Below are 25917 nucleotides of genomic sequence, written 5' to 3'. Positions count from 1 at the left end.
TTGTACATCCTCTTAATTTGATATCTCTGATGCTATATTTTCAAGCATAGTTTTTTTTACTTGCTCAATATTTTGAGAGTTTCCTAGAGCCCACATTGCTTTTACTAGTGCAACTTCTGGAATCATATTTTCCAGTGGAATTATGCCTAAATTAAGTAAATCACGACCACTTTCATAAACTGTCATTCTAACTCTGCCATAAATGCACTGTGAAGTCATACCTAGAAAAATCCCTTTGTCATTTGCTTTTTTTACACTATCATACATTGTTCTTCCAATATGGCCTAATCCTGTTCCTTCAAAAATTATTCCTTTGTATCCCATCTCTATTATTTTTTCTAATAAATCTGAATCATATCCTGGATGATATTTTACTAGCGCAACTTTAGTATCCAAATTGATTCTTGGTTGAAATTCATTTGTTTTAAAAAAATCTTCTTTAATGTTTTTCTGAATCTGATTTTCTGCAATTATGAATGCAGGAACATCACCAATTGTTTGAAATGCACCTCTTTTACTAGTGTGATTTTTTCTTACTCTGGTTCCTATGTGGCATGCAATTGTTTCATCATTTTCATCATGATGCATCACAATATAGACGCCTTTGGAATTACTTGTAGTGATAAATTTTGTTGCTCCAATCAAATTTAATGCTGCATCTGATGAAGCACGATCTGAAGATCGTTGGGAACCTACAAGTACAATAGGTATTGAAAATCCTGCTAGTGCAAATGAAAGAAAGGATGATGTATAGTGCATCGTATCTGTGCCATGTGCAATAATTATTCCTGAATAATCTGATTCAGAATATTCATTTATTTTTTCAGCAATTTTTAGCCAATGCTCTGGCATGATGTTTTCAGAATATTCTGAAAATAAGACCTCCGCATCTATATTTGCAATCTTTGCAAGTTCGGGAACAGACGCATTTAATTCTGTAGCTGTTAACACAGGAGTCACCGAACCTGTTCTGTAATCTATTTTACTTGCAATTGTTCCTCCAGTTGATAACAGTAAAATTTTTGGTAATCCTTCAGTTTTTTCTACACTTTCAGCTTTTTCTATTATTTTTTCTGTGACTTGATTTTTCTCAATTTTTTCAATATTGGCAATTTCTAATCCAATATTGTATCCATTTTTTAATTTCAAAACAATATGCTTATCGTCACTGTGCTCGTACCTTGGCATTATTATGCCTGAATAAGTGATATCAGCAGTAATCTTGACAGAATCCCCTACTGCAATTTGATTTGTCTTTAAGAATTCTAGCGAATTACCTTCATACCCTCTGTACTCTGACATTTACGAGACTTAGATTTGTTATTTTATTAAAACTACCTGTAATAGGATGCCACTAGTTTTTCACCTAACTTTAGATCTTTTTGCTCTCTGACTTTTTTTACTGCTTCCTCAAAGTGCTTCATAGTTACCTTTGCATCAATGGTGGTTTTTTCAATGTCTTTTTCATCTGGATGTGAATCTAAAAATTCGTGAATAACAAGAGATACTGCAGTGTTTGCAATGGATGCTGTATCTGCACCACTGAGTCCATCAGTTAGATCGGCAATTTTCTCAATATCTACGTGTTGAGGATCGCTTGCATCGTCAATTACTGGAATTTTTGCTGCATTAATTTTCAAGATACTCTTTCTACTTTCTTTATCTGGAAGTGGAATCTGGATAATTTTATCAAATCTTCCTGGCCTTAGTAATGCAGGATCTATCATGTCTGCTCTATTTGTTGCAGCTAATACAATAACGCCATGCATATTTTCCATTCCGTCTAATTCGGTAAGTAATTGACTGACAACTCTTTCAGTAACTGCAGTTTCTCCACCTGCGCCTCTGATTGGTGCAATCGAATCTATTTCGTCAAAGAATATGACACATGGTGCAGACTGACGTGCTCTTTTGAAGATCTCTCTGATTCCTCTCTCTGATTCTCCTACCCATTTTGATAGCAGCTCAGGACCTCTAACTGAAACAAAGTTTGCCTCACTTTGTGTAGCTACTGCTTTTGCAAGTAATGTCTTGCCTGTTCCACTTGGACCGTGAAGTAAGATCCCTCTTGGCATAGTATGTCCTAATTTATCGTAAAGACCAGGATATTTCATTGGCCACTCAACAGCTTCTTGCAGCTCACGCTTGACATCTTCCAATCCTCCAACATCGTCCCATTTTACATCTGGATTCTCTATGAAAACTTCTCTCATACCGGATGGTGTTACTTCAATCAAAGCTTTGAGGAAATCATCATTGTTCACAATTAGTTTATCCAAAGTTTCTGGTGGAATTTTTTCTTCTTCTAAATTAAGAATAGGTAATAATCTTCTCAAACATTTCATTGCAGCCTCTTTACATAGATATTCCAAGTCTGCTCCAACATAGCCATGACTTACTGCTGAAATCTTATCTATATTGACATCGTCTGATAGTGGCATGTTTCTACTGTGAATTGCAAGAATGTCTTTTCTTCCTTTTTTGTCTGGAACTTTGATCTCAATTTCTCTGTCAAATCTTCCAGGTCTTCTAAGTGCAGGATCAATTGCATTTGGCCTGTTTGTTGCAGAAATTACAATTACTTTTCCTCTAGCTTCTAGACCATCCATTAACGATAACATTTGAGAAACTACTCTTCTTTCAACTTCTCCAGTAACTTCTTCTCTTTTTGGTGCAATAGAATCTATTTCATCAACAAAGATAATTGATGGAGATTTCTCTCTTGCCTCTTTGAAAATTTCTCTTAATCTAGCTTCACTCTCTCCGTAAAACTTGCTCATGATTTCTGGACCTGAAATACTGATAAAATGTGCATTACTTTCATTTGCTACTGCTTTTGCAAGTAATGTCTTACCTGTTCCTGGTGGACCATACAGCAACACACCTTTTGGTGCTTCAATTCCCAACTTTTCAAAAATTTCAGGATGTCTTAATGGAAGCTCTATCATTTCTCTGACTTTTTTAATCTCATCTGTTAAACCGCCAATATCTTCATAGGTTACTTGTGGAACTCCACGCAATGTCTCTCCTTTTTCTGCAATATGGAAAACAGTTTTTTGAGTAACCAAAACCGCATCAGCTGCAGGGGTAACTCCAATAACTTGAAAAGTTAAACGTCCACCAAAATATGGAACCATTACATTATCGCCCTTAATCAACGGAACACTCTCCAGTGCATCTGCAAGATATCTTTCATCAATTGGAGGAATTGCTTCTAATGGAGCAACTACTATTTTTTCTGCAGCCACTGCTTTTATTTTTCTAACCGAAATTGTATCTCCAATTGCAATTCCTGAATTATTTCTACCGAGTCCATCAATTCTAATAATTCCTTTTCCTTCATCAGATGGGTACAAAGGAAGGCATTTTGCAACTGTTCTTCTTTTACCTTTTATTTCTATAACATCGCCTGTAGAGGCATTTAGAGTATCCATAGAATCATAATCGATTCTTGCCACGCCTCTCCCAACATCTCTGGTATATGCTTCGAGAACTTTGAGAGAAAGACCGCTTTGGCTCATACAGAAATGCCCTTTGTCTAATTTTTATACCTTTGTGGTAATTTTCTTAACTTACAATAGATATCACAAGCTTAAAATCCTCTTTACGTAGGAAACGATCAACTTGGGTAAGAGACCATTAGTAAGAAGACGTGGCCGCGGAGGAATGCAGTTTAGGTCTACATCTACTGGTAAAGTAGGTTCCAAGGCAAATTATCCTCGTTTTCCACTTGCAGAACAACATGAGGGTAAAATTATTGATTTGGTTCATGAACGTGGACGAGAAGCACCTTTAGCAAAAATCAGATTTGAGGATGGCTCTGTTTCGTACGTTCCAGCAATTCTCGGAGCCAGAGTAGGAGAGACTTTACAATTTGGATTAAAATCAAAGATTGAGAAAGGAAATGTAATCAGTGTTCAAAACATTCCTGACGGTACAATTGTATGTAATATTGAAAAGCATTTTGGAGATGGTGGCGCTATAGTAAAGTCAGCAGGCACCAACGCAACTATTTTCTCTCATGGTGATGAGGGCGTTACTGTTAAACTACCATCTGGAAGATTTACCACATTAAATCCAAAAAATAGAGCAATGATTGGCACTCTTGCTGGTGGCGGAGCTAGTGAACGACACTTTATGAGTGCAGGTAACAAATGGCGTAGCTTTAAAGCTAAAGGAAAGAAGTATCCAATTGTCAGAGGTGTTGCTCAAGCAGCATATGTTCACCCACACGGTGGTGGCCGTCATCAACACGTCGGTCAAAGCTCAACTGTTTCAAGAGATGCCCCACCTGGTGCAAAGGTAGGTAGCATCGCTGCAAGAAAGACTGGTAGAGCTAGAATTAAAGAAAGAAGATAGTTTATCTTTAACCTAAAATTGATTAATAACTCTATAAAATCTACCTTTAATGTCAAAGCAACGAATTAGAATTTTTGTAACAGGTAGAGTACAAGGGGTTTTTTTTCGTCAGACATTAAAAGCTAAAGCAAAACAAAATAATGTTTACGGGTGGGTTAAAAATTTGAAGGATGGTCGTGTTGAGGCTATTTTAGAAGGAGACACAGAAAAAGTTACTAGACTTGTTGAATGGGCTCATGGTGGGCCTGCAAATGCAATAGTTGAAGATGTAGAAATACGAAATGAAAAATTCACAGGGGAATTCACAAAATTTGATGTCGCATACTAGTGAATTTTCTCAAATGCTTCTTTAATCAAATTTCCAAACTCTGAAATTTTTTGCTCTTTGCTTATCTGAATAATATGTATTGGTTCTTTTCTGTTTTTTTGAATTTTTATAATCACTCCTTCTTTTTGAGGTTCTACATCTGCAAACCATCTAAAAGTAATTGATTTACAAAAAACCACTCTATGCATCCTGATGTCCTCAACAACATTTTCTCCTAAAGAAAAGCAAAATTCTCTAATGGAATCAAAAAGAGGTAGCACTGAACTTGGAATTTGTTTTTTAAAATCCTCATAATTTCTTTTATTTCCAAATGAGATGATTCCTTCCATGCTGTAGCAGTTTTGATTTAAATTATAAAGGTAGTAGATCTGCTGGCTCCAGTCTAGACGAATAGCCCCATTTCAAGGCATACAAGATCCGCCACGTTGACGAGGAAGCGTGGATGCTCCACCTTAGGATTGCTCCCTCCCGGACCTCATCCCTTTCGATGGTTCGGTCTTAGAAGTTATCCCTTCGGATATTTCTAGTCCTGCAACCACCCGCCTCGGCGTGATTTCATTTCCGCACACCAAGCGGGAATTACCCATCTAGAGATTTACCCAACAGTTGCTGATCTCTGCATATAGCCGGTTTCAGAACAGGGCACGGCTGGCACCCTAATCCTACCTACTACCGTTTTTTCTAAAGAAAGTATGTTATATTTGCATTAGGTTTGATTTTCTTTCAGTTTTAAAACCATGTTGCAAACTGAGCATATCTTACCAGTACATTCAGTTCCACACTTTTCACAAACTGTTTTTTCTTTTGAATTCAAAGTCTTTACACTTTGAGAAACTTTGAGAATTGATTGATACAAATTATTTTTAATTCCACTGTGCTGGTTTTCTAGAGAATTTAGAAATTCACGAATATCTGTCCTGATCCCTTCATTCATGTGTGGGCAAGGCTCTGATTGAAATGGAATGTCATTTGTAAATGCATAAAATACTATTTCAGATTCATATATCTCACAAAATGGTTTTATCTTTCTTAAAGAATTTGAAGATGTATCAGGATCCATCCATCCAATCTTTGTTGTGTCTCCTGAAAGCATGTTTATGATAAATGTTTGTAATGTGTCATCTAGATTGTGGCCTGTTGCAATAACATCAGCTCCAACATCTTTTGCTGCAAAATCAATTGCACGTCTTCTTAAAATACCGCAAATTGAACAGGAAGAAGTTTTTTCATTTTCTCTTAATTCTAATGCTTCATCCAATGTTAATTCAAACAAGTCTTTGTAAGAGTAAACTTTGTGTTTTACATTTAATTTCTCACAAAATTTTTCAACAATTTCCAGAGCTTCATTCCTGTATCCTGGAATTCCCTCGTCTATCGTAACTGCAATTATTCTAAAATTATGTGTTAATGCCATTTCATGAATAATTTTTAGTAATGCTAAGGAATCCTTTCCGCCAGATACTGCAACTGCTACTAGTTCATTGTATTTTATCATATTATGTTTTGAAATAGTTTTGGCTGTTTTTCTTACAATGGAGTTTGAGAAACAAACTGAGCATAATTTTTGTCCTGAATATTTTCGTGTGTATACTGCTGGATTTTCACATTTATCGCAGATCATACACTTGTTATTGTTTTTACATTAATGATTCTTTAGGTGATTTCTAAATTGTAAACCAGCCAGATTTCATATATGATAAAGCAATGTTAAGCCCAAACAGAACAAATGTGAATGCGTAAATTCCCCACATTACAATATTAACTGATTTGTCTGATATTTTTTTATCAATTATTGTATGGATAAATTTTCCACCATCTAATATTGGAAGAGGAAGCATATTGATGATTCCTATGAAAAATGAAATCATCCATAACCATAACAAAAACATTGAAACATTGGGATCATTCCATTCTATGAAATTCATTAATGGTTTGTAAGCAAATGTATTATCTCTCATAATTCCAATTAATCCTCTTTCAGGATCTTCGGGTGATGGAATAATTTCAACACCAAAATCTAATTCCTGACCGTCTCTAATTACCGAAACACTTGCTGTTTCACCCGGACTCAAACTGGGAAAATCCGCCGGACTGTAGATCTGTATTCCATTAATGGATGTGATGATGTCATTTGCCAATAACCCTGCTTGCTCAGCTCCCGAATTTTCAATTATTGAAAGAATCAAAACGCCACTTGGTAATTCATAGAATATAGTTAGAAGAGGTTCAGGCAAAACCATTGCAAAAAATGGGTTTGTCAATAAAATCAACCCCAAACCAAATGCAAAAATTACATTTGCCGTAGCTCCTGCACCGATAACCCTTAACTTTGAAATCTTTTTCGCTTTTTCAAATTCTTCCTCATCTGGTTCTACAAATCCTGCGAACATTGCGATAAATATTGCAAAGCCACCTGTCTTGATTTTTATTTTTTCTAATGCTGCCACTATTCCGTGCGCTCCTTCATGAACTACTAGAACTATTGGGATTGAAAGTAAAAAGAATGCAATTGATGATGCCGACGTTAAAGTGATTCCTGGAATAAGTACTGTTAATTCTGAGAATTCATCTTGTGCAACAAAAAAGTTTGAAACATTATTTAGCAAAAACCAAAATGCAAATCCCATCATAACAAACCCTGCAATTACACTCGTATCAGCAAAAACTCTTATTCCTCTTTTAGTCCTGCTTAGAACTTTATTCAGAACTACATTAACTCCCTTGTTTTTGTATACTAGACTGTACGCCTTTATTTCAAAACCATATTTTTCTACTTTTAGAGCTTTTGCGATAATCACTATCACAACCCATGCAATTAAGACATAGATGATCGAATTCTGAGTAATAAAATCAAGTTCCAAACTAATTGTTAATTTTTTAAAGAACGTACATTTATCGGTTACTATGAAACCAGTAATAATTGTCTCAACATATCCTGATAAAAAATCAATTTCAAAAATTGCAAATGAACTTGTAAAAAATAAGACTGTTGCATGTGTCAATGTTTCAAAAATCTCATCAATTTATTCTTGGAAGGGAAAAATTGAAAACTCATCTGAATACATTGCAATTTTCAAAACTGTGACAAAAAACAAGAAACTATTAAAAAAGAAAATTTTGGAAACTCATCCATATAAAGTCCCAGAGATAGCCGAACTAACCGTTTCCTCGCTCAACAAATCATATCTTAACTGGTTGATTGAATCTACCAATTAGGTTTCTATTGCATATCGTAACAATGAAACTATTCCACCCAAACCAGTAACTCTTAATCCAATGTCTGTAGATGAATCAACACTGTAAATCTTTACACCTTTATTCTCAGCATCATTGAGAAAATCCATGATCTTTTGTTCATCATTTTCCTGTATGATTCTATCTGAGAACACCAGAGATTCAACTGCCCCCATCTGATTTGTCTTAAAAGTTTCTTCAAATCCCATAGTGAATTTGTTACTTTTTTTATTTGCAAGAAGCATTACCTCATCAATTATTGTTGAGGCCTTGGCTAATTTGCTATCTGACATTATCTTCTGCATTGCTTTAGATTTTGTAAATGTGTAAATTCCATCTTCTCCGCCAGAATCAATTCCCTCTACAACTTTGATTTTGAATTTTTGAGATTTTTCAATAAAATTTGCAAATCTTTTCTTTGTTTCACCAGGACCAAAAATTATTATCAAATCTTCTTTTTTAGAAATAGAAAATATTGCTTGTTGTACTTGTTCAAAGAATTTTTCAATATTGAAATTTGTCTTGTATCTTTTACCTCCAGAGCCTGAATAAATATTTGGCATAAATTCTAGATGAGTTCCTTTCAGTCTTGCAATTCCGCAATCAGCAGTATCAATGGCTACAAGTACAAAACCATTTTGACTATTTGATTCTAAAAGTTTCTTCTCTATGGGTGACCATTTTTTCTTTGAAATTGTTATTCCGTCATTTATTTTCAGAATAAACGAATGGTGTGATCCATGAGGCACTGCCTCATTACTTGATTCATAAATTGTCCCTCCAACTCTTAACCTATCCAATACATCATCTAGAGAAATTTTTTCCACAGTTAATGCAATTCTGACTTTGATCCTTTCACCTTTATCTGGTCTAGAATAGTCCTTGTCCTGTTTTAGGACCCTTGTTGTATCGCCTATTACTTTGTCATCTTTCTTAATTATTCGACGTAGATTCAAAAGGTCATCAGAATCTTCTGGCATAACCGAAATTGAATTCTCATCAATAGTCTTTGTAATCATGATAGTATTCTAATCTACAAAAAGAAAAGAGTTTAGCTTGTGACTTCGTTTGTCTTTGTCTCTTCTGTTTTTTTCTTTAGATAATTTTCAACCCAATCCAAAGTAAGGACACCTGATTCTGCAAGATTTGTAAGAGAATTTGCTGAAGCTTCTCCTGAAACCTTTCCGTTGTTTCGTCTTAACTGACGCCATTTCAAAGATGTATTTCCACTTTTTGAATTATAGATTATTCCTAGAATATCTCTTGCATTGACAAATGTGATGTCTCTTATTTTTTTCAAAGTCACTTTATCGGCTGCTTCAACATAAATTGCACCCAGATTATCTTCTCTTTCTGCAAATACCTCTGAATCCTCCAAATAGCTTCGTGGTGCATAAGATTTACAGGTACTTGAAATGATAAATCTTCTAAAACTTTCCAATGAAGCAGGAGTATCAATTGCAACCATTTTGAAAGATTGAACTCTTAGCCATTTATAATATTATGGAAAAAAGTCGTTTTGATCTAACTTGATATGTGAGTTGTATCTTTTACGTACAAATTATCTGAGTTGAGCTAAGATTTACTTCGTTTCTATCATAGATGTTTTAAATTCAATAACGCCAAAAATAGATAATGCCAATTCGAAATTACAAATTTAGACTATATCCAAATTCTAACCAAGAATACAAATTACAAAACAACTTGGCAGTGTGTAGGTGGTTATACAACAAATTTGTAGAACAAACCCAAAAATCATTTCTTAGTAGAAACGACATGAATTACATTCTAACAGAATTAAAGCAATCAGAACCATGGCTTTACAACTATCATTCTAAAATGCTTCAAATGGTATCGACACAAATTGAAGGATCTGAAAAAGCCCTCATTGAATTAAGCAAAAAAGGCCACAAGATAGGACAATTAAAATTTGCAAGATATAATGAATTTAAAACATTCACATACAACCAGTCAGGTTACAAGATAGAGACACATGGGGATAAAACATTATTGTATCTCTCAAAGATTGGGTATGTAGAAATCAGAAAACATAGGGAATTTCCAGATAATACAAACATAAAACAAGTTATAATTACAAAATCAAAATCAGGAAAATGGCATGTTTGCATAACTGTTGATGTTGAAGAATCACTGATCTATATTCCAAAAATCTCATTTGCGAAAGCTGTTGGGATTGATGTCGGCATAAAGTCATTCACATATGATTCAGATGGTTACTCCACACCAAATCCATTAAACCTCAAAAAGATGCTAAAGCCGCTTGCAAGAGTGCAGAGAAAGGTGTCCAGAAGAAAGAAGGGATCAAACAACAGGCTAAAAGCAATTCTCAGAATGCAAAAGATTCATGAAAAGATAGTAAATCAAAGAAAAGATTTTCAACACAAACTCTCTGCACAATATGCAAAAAACAATGACGTCGTATTTGTTGAAAAATTAGAAAAGCTAAACATGGTAAAAAATCACAGATTAGCCAGAAGTATAATGGATTCAAGTTGGGGATTATTTTTGCAAAAATTGGAATACAAATGCAAACTGTTAGTTGAAGTATCATCTAAAAATACAACCGTAGACTGTTCAAGATGCGGCAATAAAGTGCCAAAAAGTTTAGCTGTGAGAATTCACAGATGCAACAAATGCAATTTGATCTTGAACAGAGACTATAATGCAAGTATCAACATCTTGCAAAAAGGGTTGAAAATATTTAAACAAGATAAACTACCGCAGGAACTGCGGAAAGTAACGCCTGCAGAGATCTTAATGAGGTCAAGGAAGCAGGAAGAAGTCACACAATTTTTGTGTGGTAGTTCACCAAGCTTCTTGAAAGACTCAATAGGAATCTGCCTAAAATATGCATGCAGGCAGTGATGAACCTATCCCTTTGATTGATGATGAGGATCTTGAGTTCTGAGCCTGCCTTAGGTTTTTAATGTTTAATCTGTGTCAAAAAATATGAAATCTCTAACAGAATATCTCACGTTTGAAGTTAAAACACGTAGAGCATTTGTAAACATTACAAATGACGTTAGAGATCTTGTTGTAAAAAGCAAAGTCAAGGAAGGACTGTGCCTTGTAAATGCCATGCATATCACTGCTAGTGTTTTTATTAATGACAATGAAGGTGGTTTGCTCCATGATTATGAAAAATGGTTGGAAGGATTAGCTCCACACGAGCCAACAAACCATTATGATCACAACAAAACAGGAGAAGACAATGCAGATGCTCATCTAAAAAGACAAGTTATGGGAAGAGAAGTTGTAATTGCAATAACTAACGGAAAATTGGATTTTGGACCGTGGGAAGAAATTTTCTATGGAGAATTTGACGGTAAAAGACCAAAGCGAGTATTAGTTAAAATTATTGGCGAATAACTATCCGAAATCTACATCACGTTTCTGGCTTTGTGATTCATTCTTTCTTGCAGCAGCTCTGAATTCTTCATCGTGATTTTGAGGACCGTGTCCACATTTTACACATGCAATCTTGAATCCATCCTCATACTTTTCATATGTTTCACAACCGCAAAAACATGCCATGATTCAATTCAATTTCTAAGATGATATATCTTTTGGGATATGATTTCACTTATGCTGCTTTACAACATTCGCCCATAGGAATTTCATGATCATGTGGGCATTTCCTTGGGTGGTTTAACATGGTACACAATGCATCTGTGAATTGTTTTTTCATGTGGTGTTCAATACCGCAAACCATCTCCTCATCAATTTCAACTTTTAATGCACTGTCCATTAGTACCTCTAGTAATCTGCTATTTCTCATCATGCTTGCACCTATTCTTTCGCCATCCTCTGTAAGTTTCACACCTGCCTTGTTGTAATTTACAAGATTCTTGCTGTTTAATTTCTTGAGCATCTGAACAACACTTGGTTGCCTGACATTGAGCATTTTAGCAATGGTGCTAATCTTGACATCCTCTCCTCTTTCCTTGATATGCCAGATTGCCTTGAGATACATCTCTACATGTTCTGCTTCTGCAGTTCCTACAAAGAGAGTCTCTTCGTCATCACTTAATGCATCCATACTATATCACCTTGGAATCTTTTAATAAATATTCAAAGTATTGACGCGCAAATCCTGCCAATCCCGCATGATCTGCCCAAATTGCTACAACATCTGAAGTGTTTGCACCACCAATTTCTGGACCCAATAAAATAACAACATATCTTTTATCAGAAATTATTCCCCCTCCAAACAAACCCTTCTTAATTTTTACAGTTGCAACTCTTTTGATTGCCTTGATTGATTCTTTATCCATTTTATCTGAGGTGAGAATTGTAATTTCTACTCCTTTATCATGTAATGATCTAAGTTTTGGCAATGCCTGCTTTACTAGTTCTACTCCAGCTTCTGGCAATGCAATCATCACCTCATTTCTGCACGTATCTACCATCTCTAGAATTTTTGCTGCAATGTTTATTGCACCTGACAATACCCAAATGTCTGGTCTTTCACTTGTGCCACTTTTTTCATACAATGGAACTAATTCATTTAAAATCACACTTTGGTTCTGCGAAAAATCTGTCTCCATTTTCTGTTTTGTTGTTTCCAGTCCCGTAGATGGCGACTTTGCAAAATATTTCGTTGGTCTAGAATCGTCTGATCCAATCCAACCTTTATCTTCCAGAGTTCCTAGTACTTCGTAAATTTTCGAATATGGCACTCCTGATTTCTGACTAAGGTCGGATGCCGTTAACTCTCCAGCTTTGAGTAATGCTGAAAATGTTCTGATCTCGTAACTTGTAAGACCGATTTTTTCTAATGCCTTTCTTGTTTTATCAGATATGCTCATATGCGATCTAGTCGACTCGTTTTGGTATTTAAATCAGGTATGCGTGATTACTAAATTCCACACGGGGGCTAGTATGAAATGCATTATATAGTATTTCAGAAGAATTCCGATAACAGGTATGGCACTAATTCAGATATCCAATCAATCAAGTAAAAATTTAGGTAAAAAATCCACAATTAGATTCACTCAAAGTATCTGTCCAGACTGTAACATGATTCTGGATGCCGAAGTCTTTGAGCGAGATAACAAGGTCTTCATGTCCAAAGTCTGTCCAACTCACGGTGAATGTGAGGAATTGTACTTTGGCTCTTATGAAATGTACAAGAAATTCAGTACATACTGGATGGATGGAAAAGGCGCTCATTCTCCAAACGTAATGATTGACAAATGTTCCTGTCCAAATAACTGCGGATTATGCTCAAACCACCTATCTCACAGTGGACTTGCAAACATGATTGTAACTAACAGATGTGATTTAACATGTTGGTATTGCTTCTTTTATGTAAAGAAAGGTCTTGAAGGCGCTTACATGTACGAGCCAGATCATACCCAAGTCAGAGCAATGATGAAGACTTTGCGAGCTGAAAGACCAATTCCAGGAAACTCTATGCAAATCACTGGTGGTGAACCAATGCTCAGAGAAGATATCGCTGATGTTATCAAAATTATGAAAGAGGAAGGCGTTGACCATATCCAGATGAACACTAATGGAATTAGACATGCAATGGATCCAGAAGCAGCAAGAGAAGTAAGACTAGCTGGTTGTAACAACTTGTATCTTTCCTTTGATGGTGTAACTGCAAGAACAAATCCTAAAAACCACTGGGAGATTCCATATGCACTAGATAGTTGCAGAAAGACAGGTACTACTGTAGTATTTGTTCCAACAGTAATCAAATCAATTAATGATCATGAACTAGGAGGAATTATCAGATATGCTCAAAAGAACATGGATGTAGTCCACGCTGTTAATTTCCAACCTGTCTCCCTAACTGGAAGAATGGGTAAATCCGAACGTGAAAAATATCGAATCACAGTTCCTGACTGTGTTCAAAGAATTGAAGAGCAAACAAACGGCGAGGTAACTGTAGATGACTGGTTCCCAGTTCCAAGTTGCATGCCACTGACTAACGTAATTGAAGCATTCTCTAGCAAACCAAAATACGAATTATCAATCCACTTCGCATGTGGTGCAGGAACATACATCTTTGAAGATGCAGACACAAAGAAGTTTGTCCCATTAACCAAATTCTGTGACATTCAGGGAATGCTAGAACTATTTGAAGACAAAGCAGAAGAGATTCGCTCTGGCAAAAACAAGTACTTTACAATGCTTGAAGTTGTAAGAAAACTCAAAGGTTTTGTTGATACAAAGAAACAGCCAGCTGGACTGGATTTGGCAAAGATGTTCGGTAATATTTTGATGAAGAGATCATTTGATTCAGTAGGATCTTGGCACGTCAAGGGATTATTCCTTGGTATGATGCACTTTCAAGACAAATACAACGAAGATTTGGAAAGACTGCAAAGATGTGATATTCACTATCTAACTCCAGATCTCAGAATCGTTCCATTTTGTGCATTCAATGTAATTCCAGAATGGTATCGAGATAGAATCCAAAAGAAATATTCCATTACTGTAGAGGAATGGGAAGAACGCGAAGGCGTCAAACTGGAAGACGGTCTTTATCGTGGTCTTATGAGACGTGGAGCAGGTGATGAACTTGCTGCTGGCTGTGCAAAGAGCCAGATGTTCCATGATGCTGCACAAGCAACTATGTAAAATTCTGATTTTTAATCCAAGACCTTAAAAGGTCCACAACTAATTTTGTTTTGTGAAAATTCTCATCATCTCGCCTACACTAAAAGGAATTGGCGGAGTAGCACAACATGTTAGAGATTTAATAAAATTTCTTAAAGAAAATGGCCATTGTGTAGATGTACTTTCTTCAGAAAATACTCCTATAATTCCAATCAAAAAATTAAGAAATCCTAGTTTTTTGATATCGTCTTTTTTTAAAGCAAAACTAATGAAAAATTATGATATCGTTCATGCACAACATCCAATTGGAGCATTAGCAATGAAAAATGTTTCTGGAAAAAAAATCTTAACCATACATGGAATTTACAGTCAGCAAATTGGAATGTTACATGGTAAAACTAGTTCAACTTTTTCTACGAAATATGAAAGAAATGCTTTTGAATGGGCAGATGCTGTTACTGCAGGTTCTAAAGAAGCATTTGAATATTATAGTAAATTAGGTTCAAAGGTATCTTTTATCCCAAATGCAATAGATATTTCTTCATTACCACCTGGGATTGATACTAGATATGAAAAACAAATAATTTTTGCAGGACGTTTATCAAAAGAAAAAGGAATATTGACAATTCTTAAAATGGCAGATGAATTACCTGATGATATTAATTTATTGATAATAGGAAACGGACCCGAAAAAGAATCTGTAGTAGAAGTTACCAAAAATCATGCAAATATTCATTATTTAGGTTATCAGCCTAAAGAAAAAACAATTCCTTTGATTCGTGGATCTAAATTATTGATTCAGCCTTCTCTTGCTGAAGGAATTAGTGCTACATTACTTGAAGCAATGGCATGCCAAACTCCAGTTATCGCTACAAATATTGGTGGAAATGTAGAATTGTTTGAAAATAATAAAACAGGGATTTTAATTGAACCGGAAAATCCTGCAAAATTATTAAGAGAAATAGTGTCTATCTTGAACAATCCAATTAAACTAGAACAAATTTCTGAGTCTGCTTTTAAACAAGTCCAAAAGTATGATTGGCCAAATATTGGTAAAAAATATCTAAGTTTGTATGAAAAATTATTACATTCATGAATATGATCGTTTTTTAATTATTTGCATTTTTGTAAACCTTCATCAAATGATATCATTGGATTCCATTTTATTTTATTTTTGAGTTTAGATATATCTGCTACAATATCTTCAATAAAATTTTCTTTGTCCTCTTCATATTGTACATTGAGTTTAATTTTCTTTATTTTCTCTATTTTTTCAATAATTTCATTAAATGAATATGATTTTCCTGAACCAATATTGAAAATCTCAAATTTACAGTCATAATCTTTTATCTTTAAAATCACATCTGTTAGATCATCAACATGTAAAAAATCTCTTCTACTATTTTTATTGACAATTGTAATTTTCTCATTAGTTTTAATTGATTTTAACAAATTCGAAATAAGAAAACCTTTTGGTAATGTTTTACCAAAAATATTGAATGGTCTTAAAATAATTACATTAAGATCAGAATTTTTGGCAAAAAATTCACATAATTGTTCTGCAAGATATTTGCTTCTTGTATATGCATTATGTGGTAATATCGGATGTTTTTCATCAATTGGAGAATATTTAGGATTTCCATAAACATAACTACTTACAAAAATCATTTTTTTAATATTTTTTTTAATACAATATTCTAAAATATTTAATGTCCCAATAACATTATTGTAAAAATATTCGTTCCATTCTAATCCTTTTATTGTTTTTCCACCTAAATGTATGACTATATCTGATTTGTTAAGTTTCATCACCTCTTCAATATTTTTTAAATCAACTCGTTTTGAATCAATTGAATCGGAAATAATATCACTTGATTTCAAGTGCTCAACAACTTGTTTTCCAATAAATCCTTTAGAACCTGTAACAAGTATTTTAGTCATAAAATTTGTTGTGAATATGGTTATTTTAATATGCTAATTTTTTTTGAATTGATATATTTTCAAAATTTAATTTTTCTAAAATTTGAATTATTTTCTTAGATGCTATTCCATTACCGTGTTGATTTTTTTGTTTTTTAATTGAATTTAAGAATTTTTTGTCTGTTAATACCTTATTGATTGCCATTTTGATTTTATTTTTATCATATTTTACATTTATGATACTTTTTGTTTTTCCTCTCCCTTCTTGACGTGTACCAATATTGATAGAAGGAATATGTAAAAATGGCGCTTCCATTATTCCACTACTAGAATTACCTATTATTGCTGAAGAATAGTACAGTAAACTAATGTATTTGATGAATGGTAAGTTTTCATAATTTGATATATTTGAATTTTTGATAATTTTTTTAATTTTTTGTGAACCTGCATCTACATTTCCTGAAATAATTATGGTTTGAATGTTTGTATCTTTAATTGCATTTATTGTCTCTGAGAAATACTTGTCAATTTTATTAATTTCTGTTGTTACAGTATGTTGAACAACCAATAATAACGGTTTTTCCAAATTAATGTTAAACTCATCTTCCAATTTTTTCTTGGGAATAAATTTTATAGATTTTATTACGTCTAATGATGGATTTCCTACTGTAAAAATATTTTTTGGCAATTCCCCCATTTTGATTAGTCTTTTTGTTGCTTGCGTATTACTTGTAAAATGAATATGAGCAAATTTAGAAATTGCATGTCTTATTGATTCGTCTATTGTTCCTGTTATCTCTCCTCCTTCTAAATGAGCAACGTGAATATTCATGTGTGCGCCTATAATTGCAGCTGCAAAATTAGCGCCAATATCAAAACCTGAGAAAATTAAATCTGGTTTTAACGATTTTATTATTTTGGTTAAATTGATAACTGCTTTGCCAAAAGCCATGGTCATTGTTGCTGGGGAATCATCATCATTTTCTTCAAACATTTTGAATTTTTTGTATATATGAAATCCATCATTCTTGATCTCATTAATTGTGTAGCCGTGTTTTTTTAATAGATGACTTCCTGTTACAACTAAATAGTAATCAAATTTTTTTGATTTTTTTATTTCATTAATAACTGGACGTAGTTTTGAATAATCTGCTCTACGTTCAGTTACAAATAAAATTTTTTTCCTCAAACTATATCACTAAATTTCAGCTGTTTATTTTTTTGAATGTCTTTTTTAGCCTTTTTTCCAAGAATCATGTAGAAATTTTTTGCAGGAATTTCTCCAGTGTTAGGCCTTTTTGTTATCAAATTTGCCTCAGTGAATATTTCCCCCTTGGATATTTTTTCTTTAGTTACTACTGATTCTCTTGCAAAGTTTAAAACTTCTAATTCGCCTTTAAGAATTTTTTTAGTGCTTCCTAATGCAAGTTTAATTGCTCTACATCCTTTAACTAATTCTTTTAATTCATTAAATTCCAATGATATTTTCTGATCCGGACCCGGCATTTTTTTATCTAGTGTTATGTGTTTTTCAACTATACATGCTCCTCTGGCTACAGCTCCTAAAACCGTATAAATTCCCAATGAATGATCTGAAATTCCAACCGGTAAATTAAATAATTTTTTATAATTATCTATAACTAGTAAATTAACATCTTTATAATCACATGGATATTCTGATGTTGTTTGAAGAATAGCTAATGGTATTTTTGATTTTTTAAATAATTTCACTGTTTCTTTAATTTCACTTAATTCAGACATTCCTGTTGAAAGAATTACTGGTTTCTTAGTTTGTGCAATAGCTTTTAAAAATGGCAAATTTGTTAATTCACCTGAACCAATTTTATATGCTGGCATTTTAATTTTTTCTAGTCTATCTATTGCAGGAATAGAAAATGGTGTAGATAAAAAAATAATTTTTCTTTTTTTGCAATACTCATTTAATTTCTTTTCTTCATCTACATTCAATTCACAACTCTTAATTATGTCCCATAGCGGTTTTTTTGAAATCTTTCCTGGTAAAATTTTTGTCTTTGTCATTTCTTCTTCTGTTATGTGAGTTTGAAATTTAATGCAGTCAGCACCTGCTTTTTTTGCCATATCCACTAATTTTTTAGCAATTAAAAGTGAACCATTGTGGTTTATTCCTGCTTCGGCAATTACAAAAACTGGATGATGTTCACCTATTATTCGATTTCCAATTTTAATATCTTTCAATATTTGGTTACCATTCTTGTTATGTATTAATTTAATCTAGTCCATCTTATTTTTTACTATTTTTTCATATGGTTTGATAATCCACATGTTACTTTTTTCCACAGCTCTGGATTTTTCTTCATTGTTCAACAAAATCTCTTCTAATTTTTCCCCCCGTCTAAGTCCAATAACTTTTTGAGATTTTGAAATATCATCTGCTAATTTTTTTATATTAAAAGATTGCATTTTTGGGATAAAAACTTCGCCTGCTTTTGCCATTAACAGACATTTTAGAATAAAATCTATCACTTCATCTGAATGGATAAAATATCTTTTCATTGAAGGCTCTGTTATAGATAAAGGCTTGTTGTTTTTCTTTTCTTCGTTCCAAACTTCAAAAACATTTCCTCTTGATTCAATTACATTTCCAAATCTAACCGTTGCTGATTTCGTTCCTTTGATATGAACACCAGCCCAACTTGCAAGTCTTTCTCCAAGTTGTTTTGTATTTCCATAAAGAGTAGAAGCATCGGCTGCTTTATCCGTACTGATATTAATAAATTTTGAAGGTCTTTTTTTGATCAGCATTTTAATTATATTTGCAGTTCCGTTTACGTTAGTATCAATTGTCTCAATTGGATTAAATTCCGAAATTTCGATATTCTTGATTGCAGCAAGATGAAATACAATATCGATTCCGTCTGCTGCCATGTCTACTCTATCTTGATCCAAAATACTTCCAAGCAAAATCCTTAATCTGGAATCCTTTAATTTTTTACCTAATTTTGCCAAAGCATATTCATCAATATCTAAAACTCTTACAGATTGAACTGGAAATTCAAGAAGTGTTTCAACTAATACTGAACCTATACTTCCAGCTCCACCAGTTACAAGAACTGATTTATTCTTTAACTCTTTGGTAAGAGCCCGTTTTTGAATTTTATCCATAAATATTTCATAGAAAGAAATTCCATTTTTAATCTTATCTGATTAATCTTCATATTTGTGTAAAGTTCATTAATTTTTAATGATTACTTTCATGCCTTTTTTCCTTGATTTCTCTAACTAGTAATTTATTTAACACACAAAAGTTTAGTGAAATAGAAATTTTGAAAACTATTTGCTTTATAGGTGCTAGAGGAGGTTCAAAGGGTGTCCCTAGGAAAAATATTCGTTTATTAAATAAAAAACCTCTAATTGCTTATGCTATTGAATCTGCTCTTGAATCTAGACTTTTCAATCATGTGATTGTATCTACTGAAGATCCTGAAATTGCAAAAATTTCAAAAAAATATGGCGCTGAAGTTCCATTTAAGCGTCCAAAAAATCTCGCATCTGATTCTACTGGTTTTGCAGATGTAATGCTTCATGGAATTAAACAACTCAGACAACTAGATTATCAATTTGATGTTTTAGTAAATAGAGACTGTACTGTACCCTTCATTAGAATATCGGATATGAAAAAGGCAATTGATCTTCTGAAAAATAAAAAACCAAATGCTGTTTATGGAGTTTACAGACAGCATTTCAATCCATATTTCAATATGATGGAAAAAGATTTATCAGGATTTCTTCGACTTTGTAAAAAATTAAAAAATCGACCAAAAAGTAGACAGGAAGCCCCCATTGTCTACCAACTCAATGGATTATTTGTTTATGATGTTGCTCAATTTTTAAAATATAAAAATCCAATTTTGCCCAAATCTCTACCCCTTGAAATACCTCTTGAATGTGGTCACATGATTGATACTGAAATTGAATTTAGATTAGCTGAAATGATGATAAAACAAAAATTAATCCCATCTTAATTACCATGCACTCCATCCACCATCTAACACGAGATTCGCTCCAGTCATATATGACGATGCATTAGATAACAAAAATAATAATGCTCCATTATATTCGTCACTATTTGCCATTCTTCCAATTATCGTTTTTTCTGAGTAATTTTTAATAAATTTTTTATCCATATATGACTCGTCTAATACTCCACCTAATGTCATTGTATTTACACGAATATTTTTTTTATTCCAATACGCTGCTAAATATCTAGTAAAGTTTACTATCGCTCCTTTTGTTGCAGCGTAAGATGGTGGAGAATTTAATTTACTTTTACCATAAATTCTTTGATCTGCACCATTAATTCCATATATTGATGATATATTTACAATAGAACTTTGAGTTTTTTGTTTTGACATAATTTTTCCAAATATTTGGCAACAAAGAAAAACTCCTGTTAAATTTACTGAAACCACATCATTCCATAAATCTGACTGATATTCTTCAAATTTCATTGCTGAATTTTTTATATTTGTTCGTGGGCTGTAAAATGCATTATTTACGAGTCCATCTATCCTTCCAAACTTCTTAACGGATAACTTACAAAGTTCTTCTAATTCTGCTTTTTTTGTTATATCTGCATTAGAGCAAATTGTTTTAATTCCAAATTTTTTAGATATAATTTTCTCTATTTTTTCATTCTTTTTGTAATCTATATCTACTAAGATAAGATTTGCCCCAGCATCTCCAAGAATATGTGCAAAATTTGAACCTAAACGCCCTGCACTTCCTGTTAGAACTATTACTTTGTTAGAAAGATCAAATAATTTTTGACTCAAATTCTCCTTCATGTCTTTACTACTCTCCTTGATTTTGAGGACTTTATTATGGAAAGAGCAATTTTCAATGTATTTACTCCATCTTTCTCAACTGGATTGATTGTTGTTTCTCTTTTTTTCACACAATGTAAGAAATGTATTATTTCCTCTTTAAACATCGAGTTCCTATCATACCTTGTCCATTTTAAGATTTTAACCCATTTGTTTTTTTTATTATCATAGAACATTACATTATTTGTATCAGAATCCCAAATCACCGTTCCCTTTGTTCCAATTATTTTACAACTTCTAAAATCTGGCTTTTGAAAATAATCTAAATGTAGTTCTGCAATTACTTTATTTTTAAATTGCAATATTCCAACACAAAGATCATCTGCAGAAATTTTTAACTCGCTAAACTTACCAGTGATTGAAAATACTTTAGATACATCCCCAAAAAACCAATAAAGATAATCTATTTCGTGAATATTTGTTAGTACTACTCCGCCTCCTAAATCCTCTCTAGCTGCATAGCTTTTTGTATAGTCTTCATGAGGATGCCACTCAGGTAAAAACGATCCACATTCGGCACTGACTGAGATTACTTTTCCCAGTTTGCAGGTGGATATCATATGTTTAATTTCCTTTATACATCTATGAAAGCGAAATTGACATCCCATTTGTGTAATAATCTTCTTTTTTTTAATTATTCTAACCAATTCTTTTGTTCCAAAAAATGAATTTGATAATGGTTTTTCAATAAATAAATCCATCCCGGATTTTGCTAGTTTCATGGCTATTTGAATGTGAAAACTAGATTCATTTGCAATTATTCCAACTTTAGGCTTTTCTTTTATACAATCAGAAATGGATTTAACAATTTTAACATTTTTTGTAGACGGATTTTTTATTTTTTGTTTAGTGCAAATAATTATTTCTGTATCTGGAATTGATAATAAATTCTGAACATGTCTCTTTCCTATAGAACCATATCCTATAACAGCTATTTTCAAGTAACTGATGACTTTTTACATAGAATATTAAATTATTGACTGGTTTCAGAAAATCTAGTTAAGATTTCCTTCGAAATCAATTTAAATTCTGTTTCATACCTCTTAACAAATTTTTGAAAATATGTATTTGTTACATTGAAATTTTCACCATTTCGTTGAATTGATGATAAAAAGACTCCTTCTTTCATTATTGAAGCATATGGTATAGATAATGAACATTCATTCAAAGTTCTAATAAAAATATTCAATTCATTTTCATTAAACTCAAAATTATCTATAGCGCTTTTAATTTCTTGAGATAAATTACTAATGTTGCTAATTTTTGTTACCATTGATAATTTTTCATAATGTTCATCGCCAAAAATTATTACAGGTTTTTTATAGAATAATGCCTCAAATCCTGTTGAACCTGAAATACATATTATCCCTTGACTCTTTTCTACAACTTTTAATGAATTTACATCTGGATGAATTAATTTTACATTAGGAATATCTAAAATTTTCTGATAATCTTTAACTGATCTCCAAAATTTTTCTTTTTGAGTTGGATGTTCTTTTACATATAAAATTGAATCAATTGGAATAGCTTTTACAATTGTTTCAATTAAAGCAATTTGGTTACTAAAAAATGGAGAAAATGCTAGAATTGTTGCTTCAGGTTCACTTTGAAGTGGAAAATAGAAAAATTTCTCATCTTTAATTATTTTACTTGAATTGTTATCCAAGAACAGTTTTCTTTTCTTTATTTCAAAGTAATTTTTTATTCTATAAATCAGCATATTGGATTTTGTTTTACCTCTATTGTTGTATGTAGGTTCTAACTCATTTGATAATCTTCTGATATAATGTTTGATTTTTTTAGAAAATGTTGGTATGCTTGAATCGAAATCAGCTACTGTTTTTAAAGTAACAGTATGATCACTTGCTTTCAAAAATTCTTTATCGTATTTTTTTGCTTGATTCACATATTTTGTTTTTGCTTTCAAAAATATTTCTGAAATTTCATTACTCGTAAAATTATTCGAAATATGGATTCGATTTCTTAAATGTAAATTTATAGGCATTAAAGTTTCAATATCTATTTTTTTGGCAATTCTATACAGAAGTAAATTAGATACATTTTCACCTGCTTGTTGCATGAGAATTTTTTTTGGTTTATATTTTTCTAGAATATTGATAAAAAATTCAATCGAATTTTCTATGATTATTAGAATTTCTTCCCGTGTAAATTTATGAAAATGTGTCCAAAATCTGTAAAAACTTCTTTCAGAAAAAATATCTAACCAAAGATATAATCCAAACTCATTTTCGTATCTCTTTAAATTTTCTAAATTATATGTTGTTTTACCGATATAACATTTAGGATAATAGTATAATTTTTTAAATGTGATGAATTTTTGATTTTGAAAAAAACTCAGATCTTGTTGTGTAGTCACAATTCCTATAAAATCAAATTTCTTTAGTTTGTTTAATTCAGAAATTATGGCCAAATTAATATACGAATATGGTCCAAAATCTAACCAAACTAAAATTACATCTTTTTCTTGATCTAATTCCTTTTGAATGTTCTTCTGAAGATTATTTTTTTCCATATTGGAGTTTTTATATATATTCAAGATATGTGTTGTGAATTCAAACTAGTTTAATAAATAAAAATTAATGATTAAATTTTTTTGAAATATGAATTGAACGATGTAAAATCAAATTCATTAAAAAGATTTTCCATTTTAGAAAATGTTTTTTCTATTTTATGAAATGTGATGAATCGATTTTTTATAGGTAATTTTATTTTTGGGATAAATTCAGGAGTTAATTCCCATGAATGTATATAAAAACTTGATGGTATTTCATTTCTTTCATAAGATTTTATTGCATTTTTTATAATTTTTAATGGAAGACTTCTCAAATAAAATCCTCCTGCAGCTGGTATGGTCTTACCTAAGAATTTTGTAACTAATAAAGGAAATTCTATCAAAGAGCCTTTTTCATCATTTTTATCTAAATTTTCACTAGTAATTTTATAAGGTGATTTTTCTGCTTTTGGAATTCCATATAAGTTAGTTTTAGCAGGAATTATACTACTATCATATTTGTAGTTATTATCTGCTAATTCATCAATAACCCAAGAACTTTTCTCATTAATGGAAAATGTTGGAGCTCTGAATCCTATTGATTTTCCAGATGTAATTTTATTGAATTCTTTGATTTCTTCTTTAAAAATAGGTTTAAAATTTGGAACATCTAGCCTTGTATGTTTCATAGTATGAAATCCAATTTCATGTTGATCAGCTAAAATTTTGTCAAGTATTTCTGGATTTGAACTAAGTAATTCCCCAACAAGAAAAAATGTTGCTTTGATATCGTACTTTCTTAATAATTCTAAAATTTTATCTAATCCTTTGAACATTGTTGGAATCTTTTTTGCATCAGGTACAAAAGGCTCTACTAATTGAGGATGATACCAATCTTCAAAATCTATTCCTAGTAAATTCAATTCTTTAGTCCTATATTCAAAACCATCCTTTTATGATTTCTCCATCTATATTGATATTTGAGAACCTTCTCCTAAAAGAAATTTTTTATCTTGATTTTTTTGAATTCTGGAGTTTGATCCAATTATACTATTTTTTATTTCAAATTTCCCTTCAAGTACACAATTTGACATGATGATGGAATCAGAAATTACGCATCCTTTAATTTCAGAATTTTCTCCAATGCTTGTATTTCCTTTAATTTCAGAATTTTCTCCAATAATACAATTTTTTCCAATAATCACAGGACCTGTAATTTTTACCCCATTTTCAATTTTTACACCTTCATCAATCATAACTTTTCCTGTAATTTTTACACCCTCTTCTTTTTCTCCTTTTTGAAACCCTTCCATATTTTCAAGAATTTTTCTATTTGCTTCAATTATGTCCTTTGGAGTACCTGTATCTTTCCAAAAATCTGTAATCATTTCAAATGTTACCTCTTTATCTTCTTTAATTAAGATTTGAAGTGCATCCGCTATTTCTAATTCATTTCTCCAGGATGGCGTCAATTTTTTTATTACTTCAAAGATATGTGGTGTTAAACAGTAAATTCCAGTAACTGCAAGATTAGATGAAGGGTTTTTTGGTTTTTCTGTAATGTTAATTATTTTATTATTTTTTATTTCGGCAATTCCAAATTGTGAGGGGTTTTCAACTTCACATAATAACAATGATGCAAATGAATTAGATGTTTTAAAATCAGAAATAAATTTACTAATATCTTTATTGATTATATTATCTCCTAGAAAAACCACAAATTTTTCTCCATCAATAAACTCTTGACATAGTGAAATTGCATGAGCTATTCCTTTAGGGAAATCTTGTTCTATGTATGAAAATTTAGCACCAAATTTTTCACCATTACCATAAAATTCATTTACTTTTTCTGAACCAACACCGCCAACTATAAAGACAATATCATGTATACCCGCTTGAATTAATGTTTCTACACAATAATTAGACATTGGTTTATTTGCTATTGGTAACAATTGTTTTGGACCCGTGTGTGTAAGAGGTCGTAATCTTGTTCCATGACCTCCATGTAAAATAATCCCTTTCATTCTTGATGAAGATTTTTCTTCTAATTTAAGTAATCTGAAAATAATTGACTTAATATTGATTTTTTTTAACACGCCCAAATCTCA

General features: G+C 32.1%; 27 protein-coding genes and 1 other RNA gene. 8 read left to right on the top strand and 20 right to left on the bottom strand.

Features of this window, described 5'->3' with window-relative positions:
* Window positions 1-12: 12 nt before the first annotated feature.
* Both gatD and OO712_RS10095 read right to left on the bottom strand, forming a co-directional pair.
* Window positions 13-1302 carry a Glu-tRNA(Gln) amidotransferase subunit GatD gene (gene gatD, locus OO712_RS10100; RefSeq protein WP_109877801.1) on the bottom strand — a complete coding sequence of 430 codons (1290 nt, stop codon included), beginning with the start codon at window positions 1300-1302 and terminating at the stop codon, window positions 13-15.
* Between the two features lie 32 nt (window positions 1303-1334).
* Window positions 1335-3521, bottom strand: coding sequence for a CDC48 family AAA ATPase (locus OO712_RS10095; protein ID WP_109877800.1), 2187 nt, complete (start codon window positions 3519-3521; stop codon window positions 1335-1337).
* A 145-nt stretch (window positions 3522-3666) separates the two neighbouring features.
* Here OO712_RS10095 and OO712_RS10090 point away from each other — a divergent pair, with 145 nt between their 5' ends.
* Entirely contained in the window at window positions 3667-4359 is a 693-nt protein-coding gene (locus tag OO712_RS10090) for a 50S ribosomal protein L2 (protein WP_264953694.1), read from the top strand.
* A 49-nt stretch (window positions 4360-4408) separates the two neighbouring features.
* A complete protein-coding gene (locus OO712_RS10085; protein WP_109877798.1) occupies window positions 4409-4687 on the top strand; it encodes an acylphosphatase in 279 nt (92 codons plus the stop codon).
* Here the strand turns inward: OO712_RS10085 and OO712_RS10080 are convergent.
* From OO712_RS10080 to OO712_RS10065, 4 genes are all read right to left on the bottom strand, one after another.
* Window positions 4684-5016, bottom strand: a complete 333-nt coding sequence (locus tag OO712_RS10080) for a DUF5655 domain-containing protein (RefSeq protein WP_109877797.1) — start codon at window positions 5014-5016, stop codon at window positions 4684-4686. The two genes, OO712_RS10085 and OO712_RS10080, sit on opposite strands and share 4 nt — an antisense overlap.
* Before the next feature lie 31 nt (window positions 5017-5047).
* An RNA gene (gene ffs / locus OO712_RS10075) (signal recognition particle sRNA) lies at window positions 5048-5359 on the bottom strand.
* A gap of 34 nt (window positions 5360-5393) precedes the next feature.
* A complete protein-coding gene (locus OO712_RS10070) occupies window positions 5394-6308 on the bottom strand; it encodes a TIGR00269 family protein (protein ID WP_109877796.1) in 915 nt (304 codons plus the stop codon).
* A gap of 43 nt (window positions 6309-6351) precedes the next feature.
* Entirely contained in the window at window positions 6352-7503 is a 1152-nt protein-coding gene (locus OO712_RS10065; RefSeq protein ID WP_109877887.1) for a site-2 protease family protein, read from the bottom strand.
* Between the two features lie 88 nt (window positions 7504-7591).
* Between OO712_RS10065 and cutA the strand changes: the two genes are divergently transcribed.
* A complete protein-coding gene (gene cutA / locus OO712_RS10060) occupies window positions 7592-7903 on the top strand; it encodes a divalent cation tolerance protein CutA (RefSeq protein ID WP_109877795.1) in 312 nt (103 codons plus the stop codon).
* On the opposite strand, the gene OO712_RS10055 is transcribed toward cutA, so the two are convergent.
* Window positions 7900-8940, bottom strand: a complete 1041-nt coding sequence (locus tag OO712_RS10055; protein WP_109877794.1) for an mRNA surveillance protein pelota — start codon at window positions 8938-8940, stop codon at window positions 7900-7902. The genes cutA and OO712_RS10055 overlap by 4 nt on opposite strands.
* A gap of 32 nt (window positions 8941-8972) precedes the next feature.
* A complete protein-coding gene (locus tag OO712_RS10050) occupies window positions 8973-9389 on the bottom strand; it encodes a hypothetical protein (RefSeq protein WP_109877793.1) in 417 nt (138 codons plus the stop codon).
* A 167-nt stretch (window positions 9390-9556) separates the two neighbouring features.
* Between OO712_RS10050 and OO712_RS10045 the strand changes: the two genes are divergently transcribed.
* Together OO712_RS10045 and OO712_RS10040 are read left to right on the top strand one after the other, a co-directional pair.
* The gene (locus OO712_RS10045; RefSeq protein WP_109877792.1) at window positions 9557-10807 is read left to right on the top strand and encodes an RNA-guided endonuclease InsQ/TnpB family protein; all 1251 of its coding nucleotides are present in this window, start codon (window positions 9557-9559) and stop codon (window positions 10805-10807) included.
* An 84-nt stretch (window positions 10808-10891) separates the two neighbouring features.
* Window positions 10892-11311 carry a secondary thiamine-phosphate synthase enzyme YjbQ gene (locus OO712_RS10040; protein WP_109877791.1) on the top strand — a complete coding sequence of 140 codons (420 nt, stop codon included), beginning with the start codon at window positions 10892-10894 and terminating at the stop codon, window positions 11309-11311.
* Here the strand turns inward: OO712_RS10040 and OO712_RS10035 are convergent, their stop codons facing one another.
* From OO712_RS10035 to OO712_RS10025, 3 genes are read right to left on the bottom strand one after another with little or no spacing between them, the layout of a single operon-like run.
* Entirely contained in the window at window positions 11312-11476 is a 165-nt protein-coding gene (locus OO712_RS10035; protein WP_200829120.1) for a hypothetical protein, read from the bottom strand.
* Between the two features lie 49 nt (window positions 11477-11525).
* Complete coding sequence (locus OO712_RS10030; protein ID WP_109877790.1) at window positions 11526-11981, bottom strand: metal-dependent transcriptional regulator; 456 nt, start codon at window positions 11979-11981, stop codon at window positions 11526-11528.
* A gap of 1 nt (window position 11982) precedes the next feature.
* The gene (locus OO712_RS10025) at window positions 11983-12750 is read right to left on the bottom strand and encodes a TrmB family transcriptional regulator (protein WP_109877789.1); all 768 of its coding nucleotides are present in this window, start codon (window positions 12748-12750) and stop codon (window positions 11983-11985) included.
* Between the two features lie 118 nt (window positions 12751-12868).
* Between OO712_RS10025 and tes the strand changes: the two genes are divergently transcribed.
* Entirely contained in the window at window positions 12869-14533 is a 1665-nt protein-coding gene (gene tes / locus OO712_RS10020; protein ID WP_200829119.1) for a tetraether lipid synthase Tes, read from the top strand.
* Between the two features lie 52 nt (window positions 14534-14585).
* A complete protein-coding gene (locus OO712_RS10015; RefSeq protein ID WP_109877788.1) occupies window positions 14586-15608 on the top strand; it encodes a glycosyltransferase family 4 protein in 1023 nt (340 codons plus the stop codon).
* A 17-nt stretch (window positions 15609-15625) separates the two neighbouring features.
* Here OO712_RS10015 and OO712_RS10010 read toward each other — a convergent pair whose 3' ends face one another.
* From OO712_RS10010 to OO712_RS09995, 4 genes are all read right to left on the bottom strand, one after another.
* The gene (locus OO712_RS10010; RefSeq protein WP_109877787.1) at window positions 15626-16453 is read right to left on the bottom strand and encodes an NAD-dependent epimerase/dehydratase family protein; all 828 of its coding nucleotides are present in this window, start codon (window positions 16451-16453) and stop codon (window positions 15626-15628) included.
* Window positions 16454-16478: 25 nt separating this feature from the next.
* Entirely contained in the window at window positions 16479-17621 is a 1143-nt protein-coding gene (gene neuC / locus OO712_RS10005) for a UDP-N-acetylglucosamine 2-epimerase (RefSeq protein WP_109877786.1), read from the bottom strand.
* Window positions 17618-18532 carry an N-acetylneuraminate synthase family protein gene (locus tag OO712_RS10000; protein WP_225866946.1) on the bottom strand — a complete coding sequence of 305 codons (915 nt, stop codon included), beginning with the start codon at window positions 18530-18532 and terminating at the stop codon, window positions 17618-17620. The genes neuC and OO712_RS10000 overlap by 4 nt, the downstream gene beginning before the upstream one ends.
* A gap of 153 nt (window positions 18533-18685) precedes the next feature.
* Window positions 18686-19576, bottom strand: a complete 891-nt coding sequence (locus OO712_RS09995) for a polysaccharide biosynthesis protein (RefSeq protein WP_109877784.1) — start codon at window positions 19574-19576, stop codon at window positions 18686-18688.
* 161 nt (window positions 19577-19737) lie between these two features.
* Here OO712_RS09995 and OO712_RS09990 point away from each other — a divergent pair, with 161 nt between their 5' ends.
* Window positions 19738-20436, top strand: coding sequence for an acylneuraminate cytidylyltransferase family protein (locus tag OO712_RS09990; protein ID WP_160049232.1), 699 nt, complete (start codon window positions 19738-19740; stop codon window positions 20434-20436).
* Here OO712_RS09990 and OO712_RS09985 read toward each other — a convergent pair whose 3' ends face one another.
* The 5 genes from OO712_RS09985 to OO712_RS09965 all read right to left on the bottom strand — a co-directional run bounded on the left by OO712_RS09985 (window position 20437) and on the right by OO712_RS09965 (window position 25833).
* Complete coding sequence (locus tag OO712_RS09985; protein WP_160049231.1) at window positions 20437-21246, bottom strand: SDR family oxidoreductase; 810 nt, start codon at window positions 21244-21246, stop codon at window positions 20437-20439.
* An 8-nt stretch (window positions 21247-21254) separates the two neighbouring features.
* A complete protein-coding gene (locus OO712_RS09980; RefSeq protein ID WP_109877781.1) occupies window positions 21255-22238 on the bottom strand; it encodes a Gfo/Idh/MocA family protein in 984 nt (327 codons plus the stop codon).
* A 32-nt stretch (window positions 22239-22270) separates the two neighbouring features.
* Window positions 22271-23830: a capsular polysaccharide export protein, LipB/KpsS family gene (locus OO712_RS09975; RefSeq protein ID WP_109877780.1), complete on the bottom strand. Its 1560-nt coding sequence runs from the start codon at window positions 23828-23830 to the stop codon at window positions 22271-22273.
* Between the two features lie 71 nt (window positions 23831-23901).
* Window positions 23902-24732, bottom strand: a complete 831-nt coding sequence (locus tag OO712_RS09970) for a polysaccharide deacetylase family protein (RefSeq protein WP_109877779.1) — start codon at window positions 24730-24732, stop codon at window positions 23902-23904.
* A 45-nt stretch (window positions 24733-24777) separates the two neighbouring features.
* Entirely contained in the window at window positions 24778-25833 is a 1056-nt protein-coding gene (locus tag OO712_RS09965; protein ID WP_109877883.1) for a glucose-1-phosphate thymidylyltransferase, read from the bottom strand.
* Between the last annotated feature and the right edge of the window lie 84 nt (window positions 25834-25917).

Source organism: Nitrosopumilus zosterae (assembly GCF_025998175.1).
Taxonomy (GTDB): Archaea; Thermoproteota; Nitrososphaeria; order Nitrososphaerales; family Nitrosopumilaceae; genus Nitrosopumilus; species Nitrosopumilus zosterae.
The sequence above is the reverse complement of the archived record's forward strand: the minus strand, read 5'-3'. Positions and strand labels throughout refer to the sequence as shown.

Coding starts and splice junctions, on each gene's coding strand:
- gatD (WP_109877801.1), bottom strand. CDS start 1,302: ATGTCAGAGTACAGAGGGTATGAAGGTAATTCGCTAGAATTCTTAAAG.
- OO712_RS10095 (WP_109877800.1), bottom strand. CDS start 3,521: ATGAGCCAAAGCGGTCTTTCTCTCAAAGTTCTCGAAGCATATACCAGA.
- OO712_RS10090 (WP_264953694.1), top strand. CDS start 3,667: ATGCAGTTTAGGTCTACATCTACTGGTAAAGTAGGTTCCAAGGCAAAT.
- OO712_RS10085 (WP_109877798.1), top strand. CDS start 4,409: ATGTCAAAGCAACGAATTAGAATTTTTGTAACAGGTAGAGTACAAGGG.
- OO712_RS10080 (WP_109877797.1), bottom strand. CDS start 5,016: ATGGAAGGAATCATCTCATTTGGAAATAAAAGAAATTATGAGGATTTT.
- OO712_RS10070 (WP_109877796.1), bottom strand. CDS start 6,308: ATGATCTGCGATAAATGTGAAAATCCAGCAGTATACACACGAAAATAT.
- cutA (WP_109877795.1), top strand. CDS start 7,592: ATGAAACCAGTAATAATTGTCTCAACATATCCTGATAAAAAATCAATT.
- OO712_RS10055 (WP_109877794.1), bottom strand. CDS start 8,940: ATGATTACAAAGACTATTGATGAGAATTCAATTTCGGTTATGCCAGAA.
- OO712_RS10050 (WP_109877793.1), bottom strand. CDS start 9,389: ATGGTTGCAATTGATACTCCTGCTTCATTGGAAAGTTTTAGAAGATTT.
- OO712_RS10045 (WP_109877792.1), top strand. CDS start 9,557: ATGCCAATTCGAAATTACAAATTTAGACTATATCCAAATTCTAACCAA.
- OO712_RS10040 (WP_109877791.1), top strand. CDS start 10,892: ATGAAATCTCTAACAGAATATCTCACGTTTGAAGTTAAAACACGTAGA.
- OO712_RS10035 (WP_200829120.1), bottom strand. CDS start 11,476: ATGGCATGTTTTTGCGGTTGTGAAACATATGAAAAGTATGAGGATGGA.
- OO712_RS10030 (WP_109877790.1), bottom strand. CDS start 11,981: ATGGATGCATTAAGTGATGACGAAGAGACTCTCTTTGTAGGAACTGCA.
- OO712_RS10025 (WP_109877789.1), bottom strand. CDS start 12,750: ATGAGCATATCTGATAAAACAAGAAAGGCATTAGAAAAAATCGGTCTT.
- tes (WP_200829119.1), top strand. CDS start 12,869: ATGGCACTAATTCAGATATCCAATCAATCAAGTAAAAATTTAGGTAAA.
- OO712_RS10010 (WP_109877787.1), bottom strand. CDS start 16,453: ATGACTAAAATACTTGTTACAGGTTCTAAAGGATTTATTGGAAAACAA.
- OO712_RS10000 (WP_225866946.1), bottom strand. CDS start 18,532: ATGGCAAAAAAAGCAGGTGCTGACTGCATTAAATTTCAAACTCACATA.
- OO712_RS09995 (WP_109877784.1), bottom strand. CDS start 19,576: ATGGATAAAATTCAAAAACGGGCTCTTACCAAAGAGTTAAAGAATAAA.
- OO712_RS09975 (WP_109877780.1), bottom strand. CDS start 23,830: ATGGAAAAAAATAATCTTCAGAAGAACATTCAAAAGGAATTAGATCAA.
- OO712_RS09965 (WP_109877883.1), bottom strand. CDS start 25,833: ATGAAAGGGATTATTTTACATGGAGGTCATGGAACAAGATTACGACCT.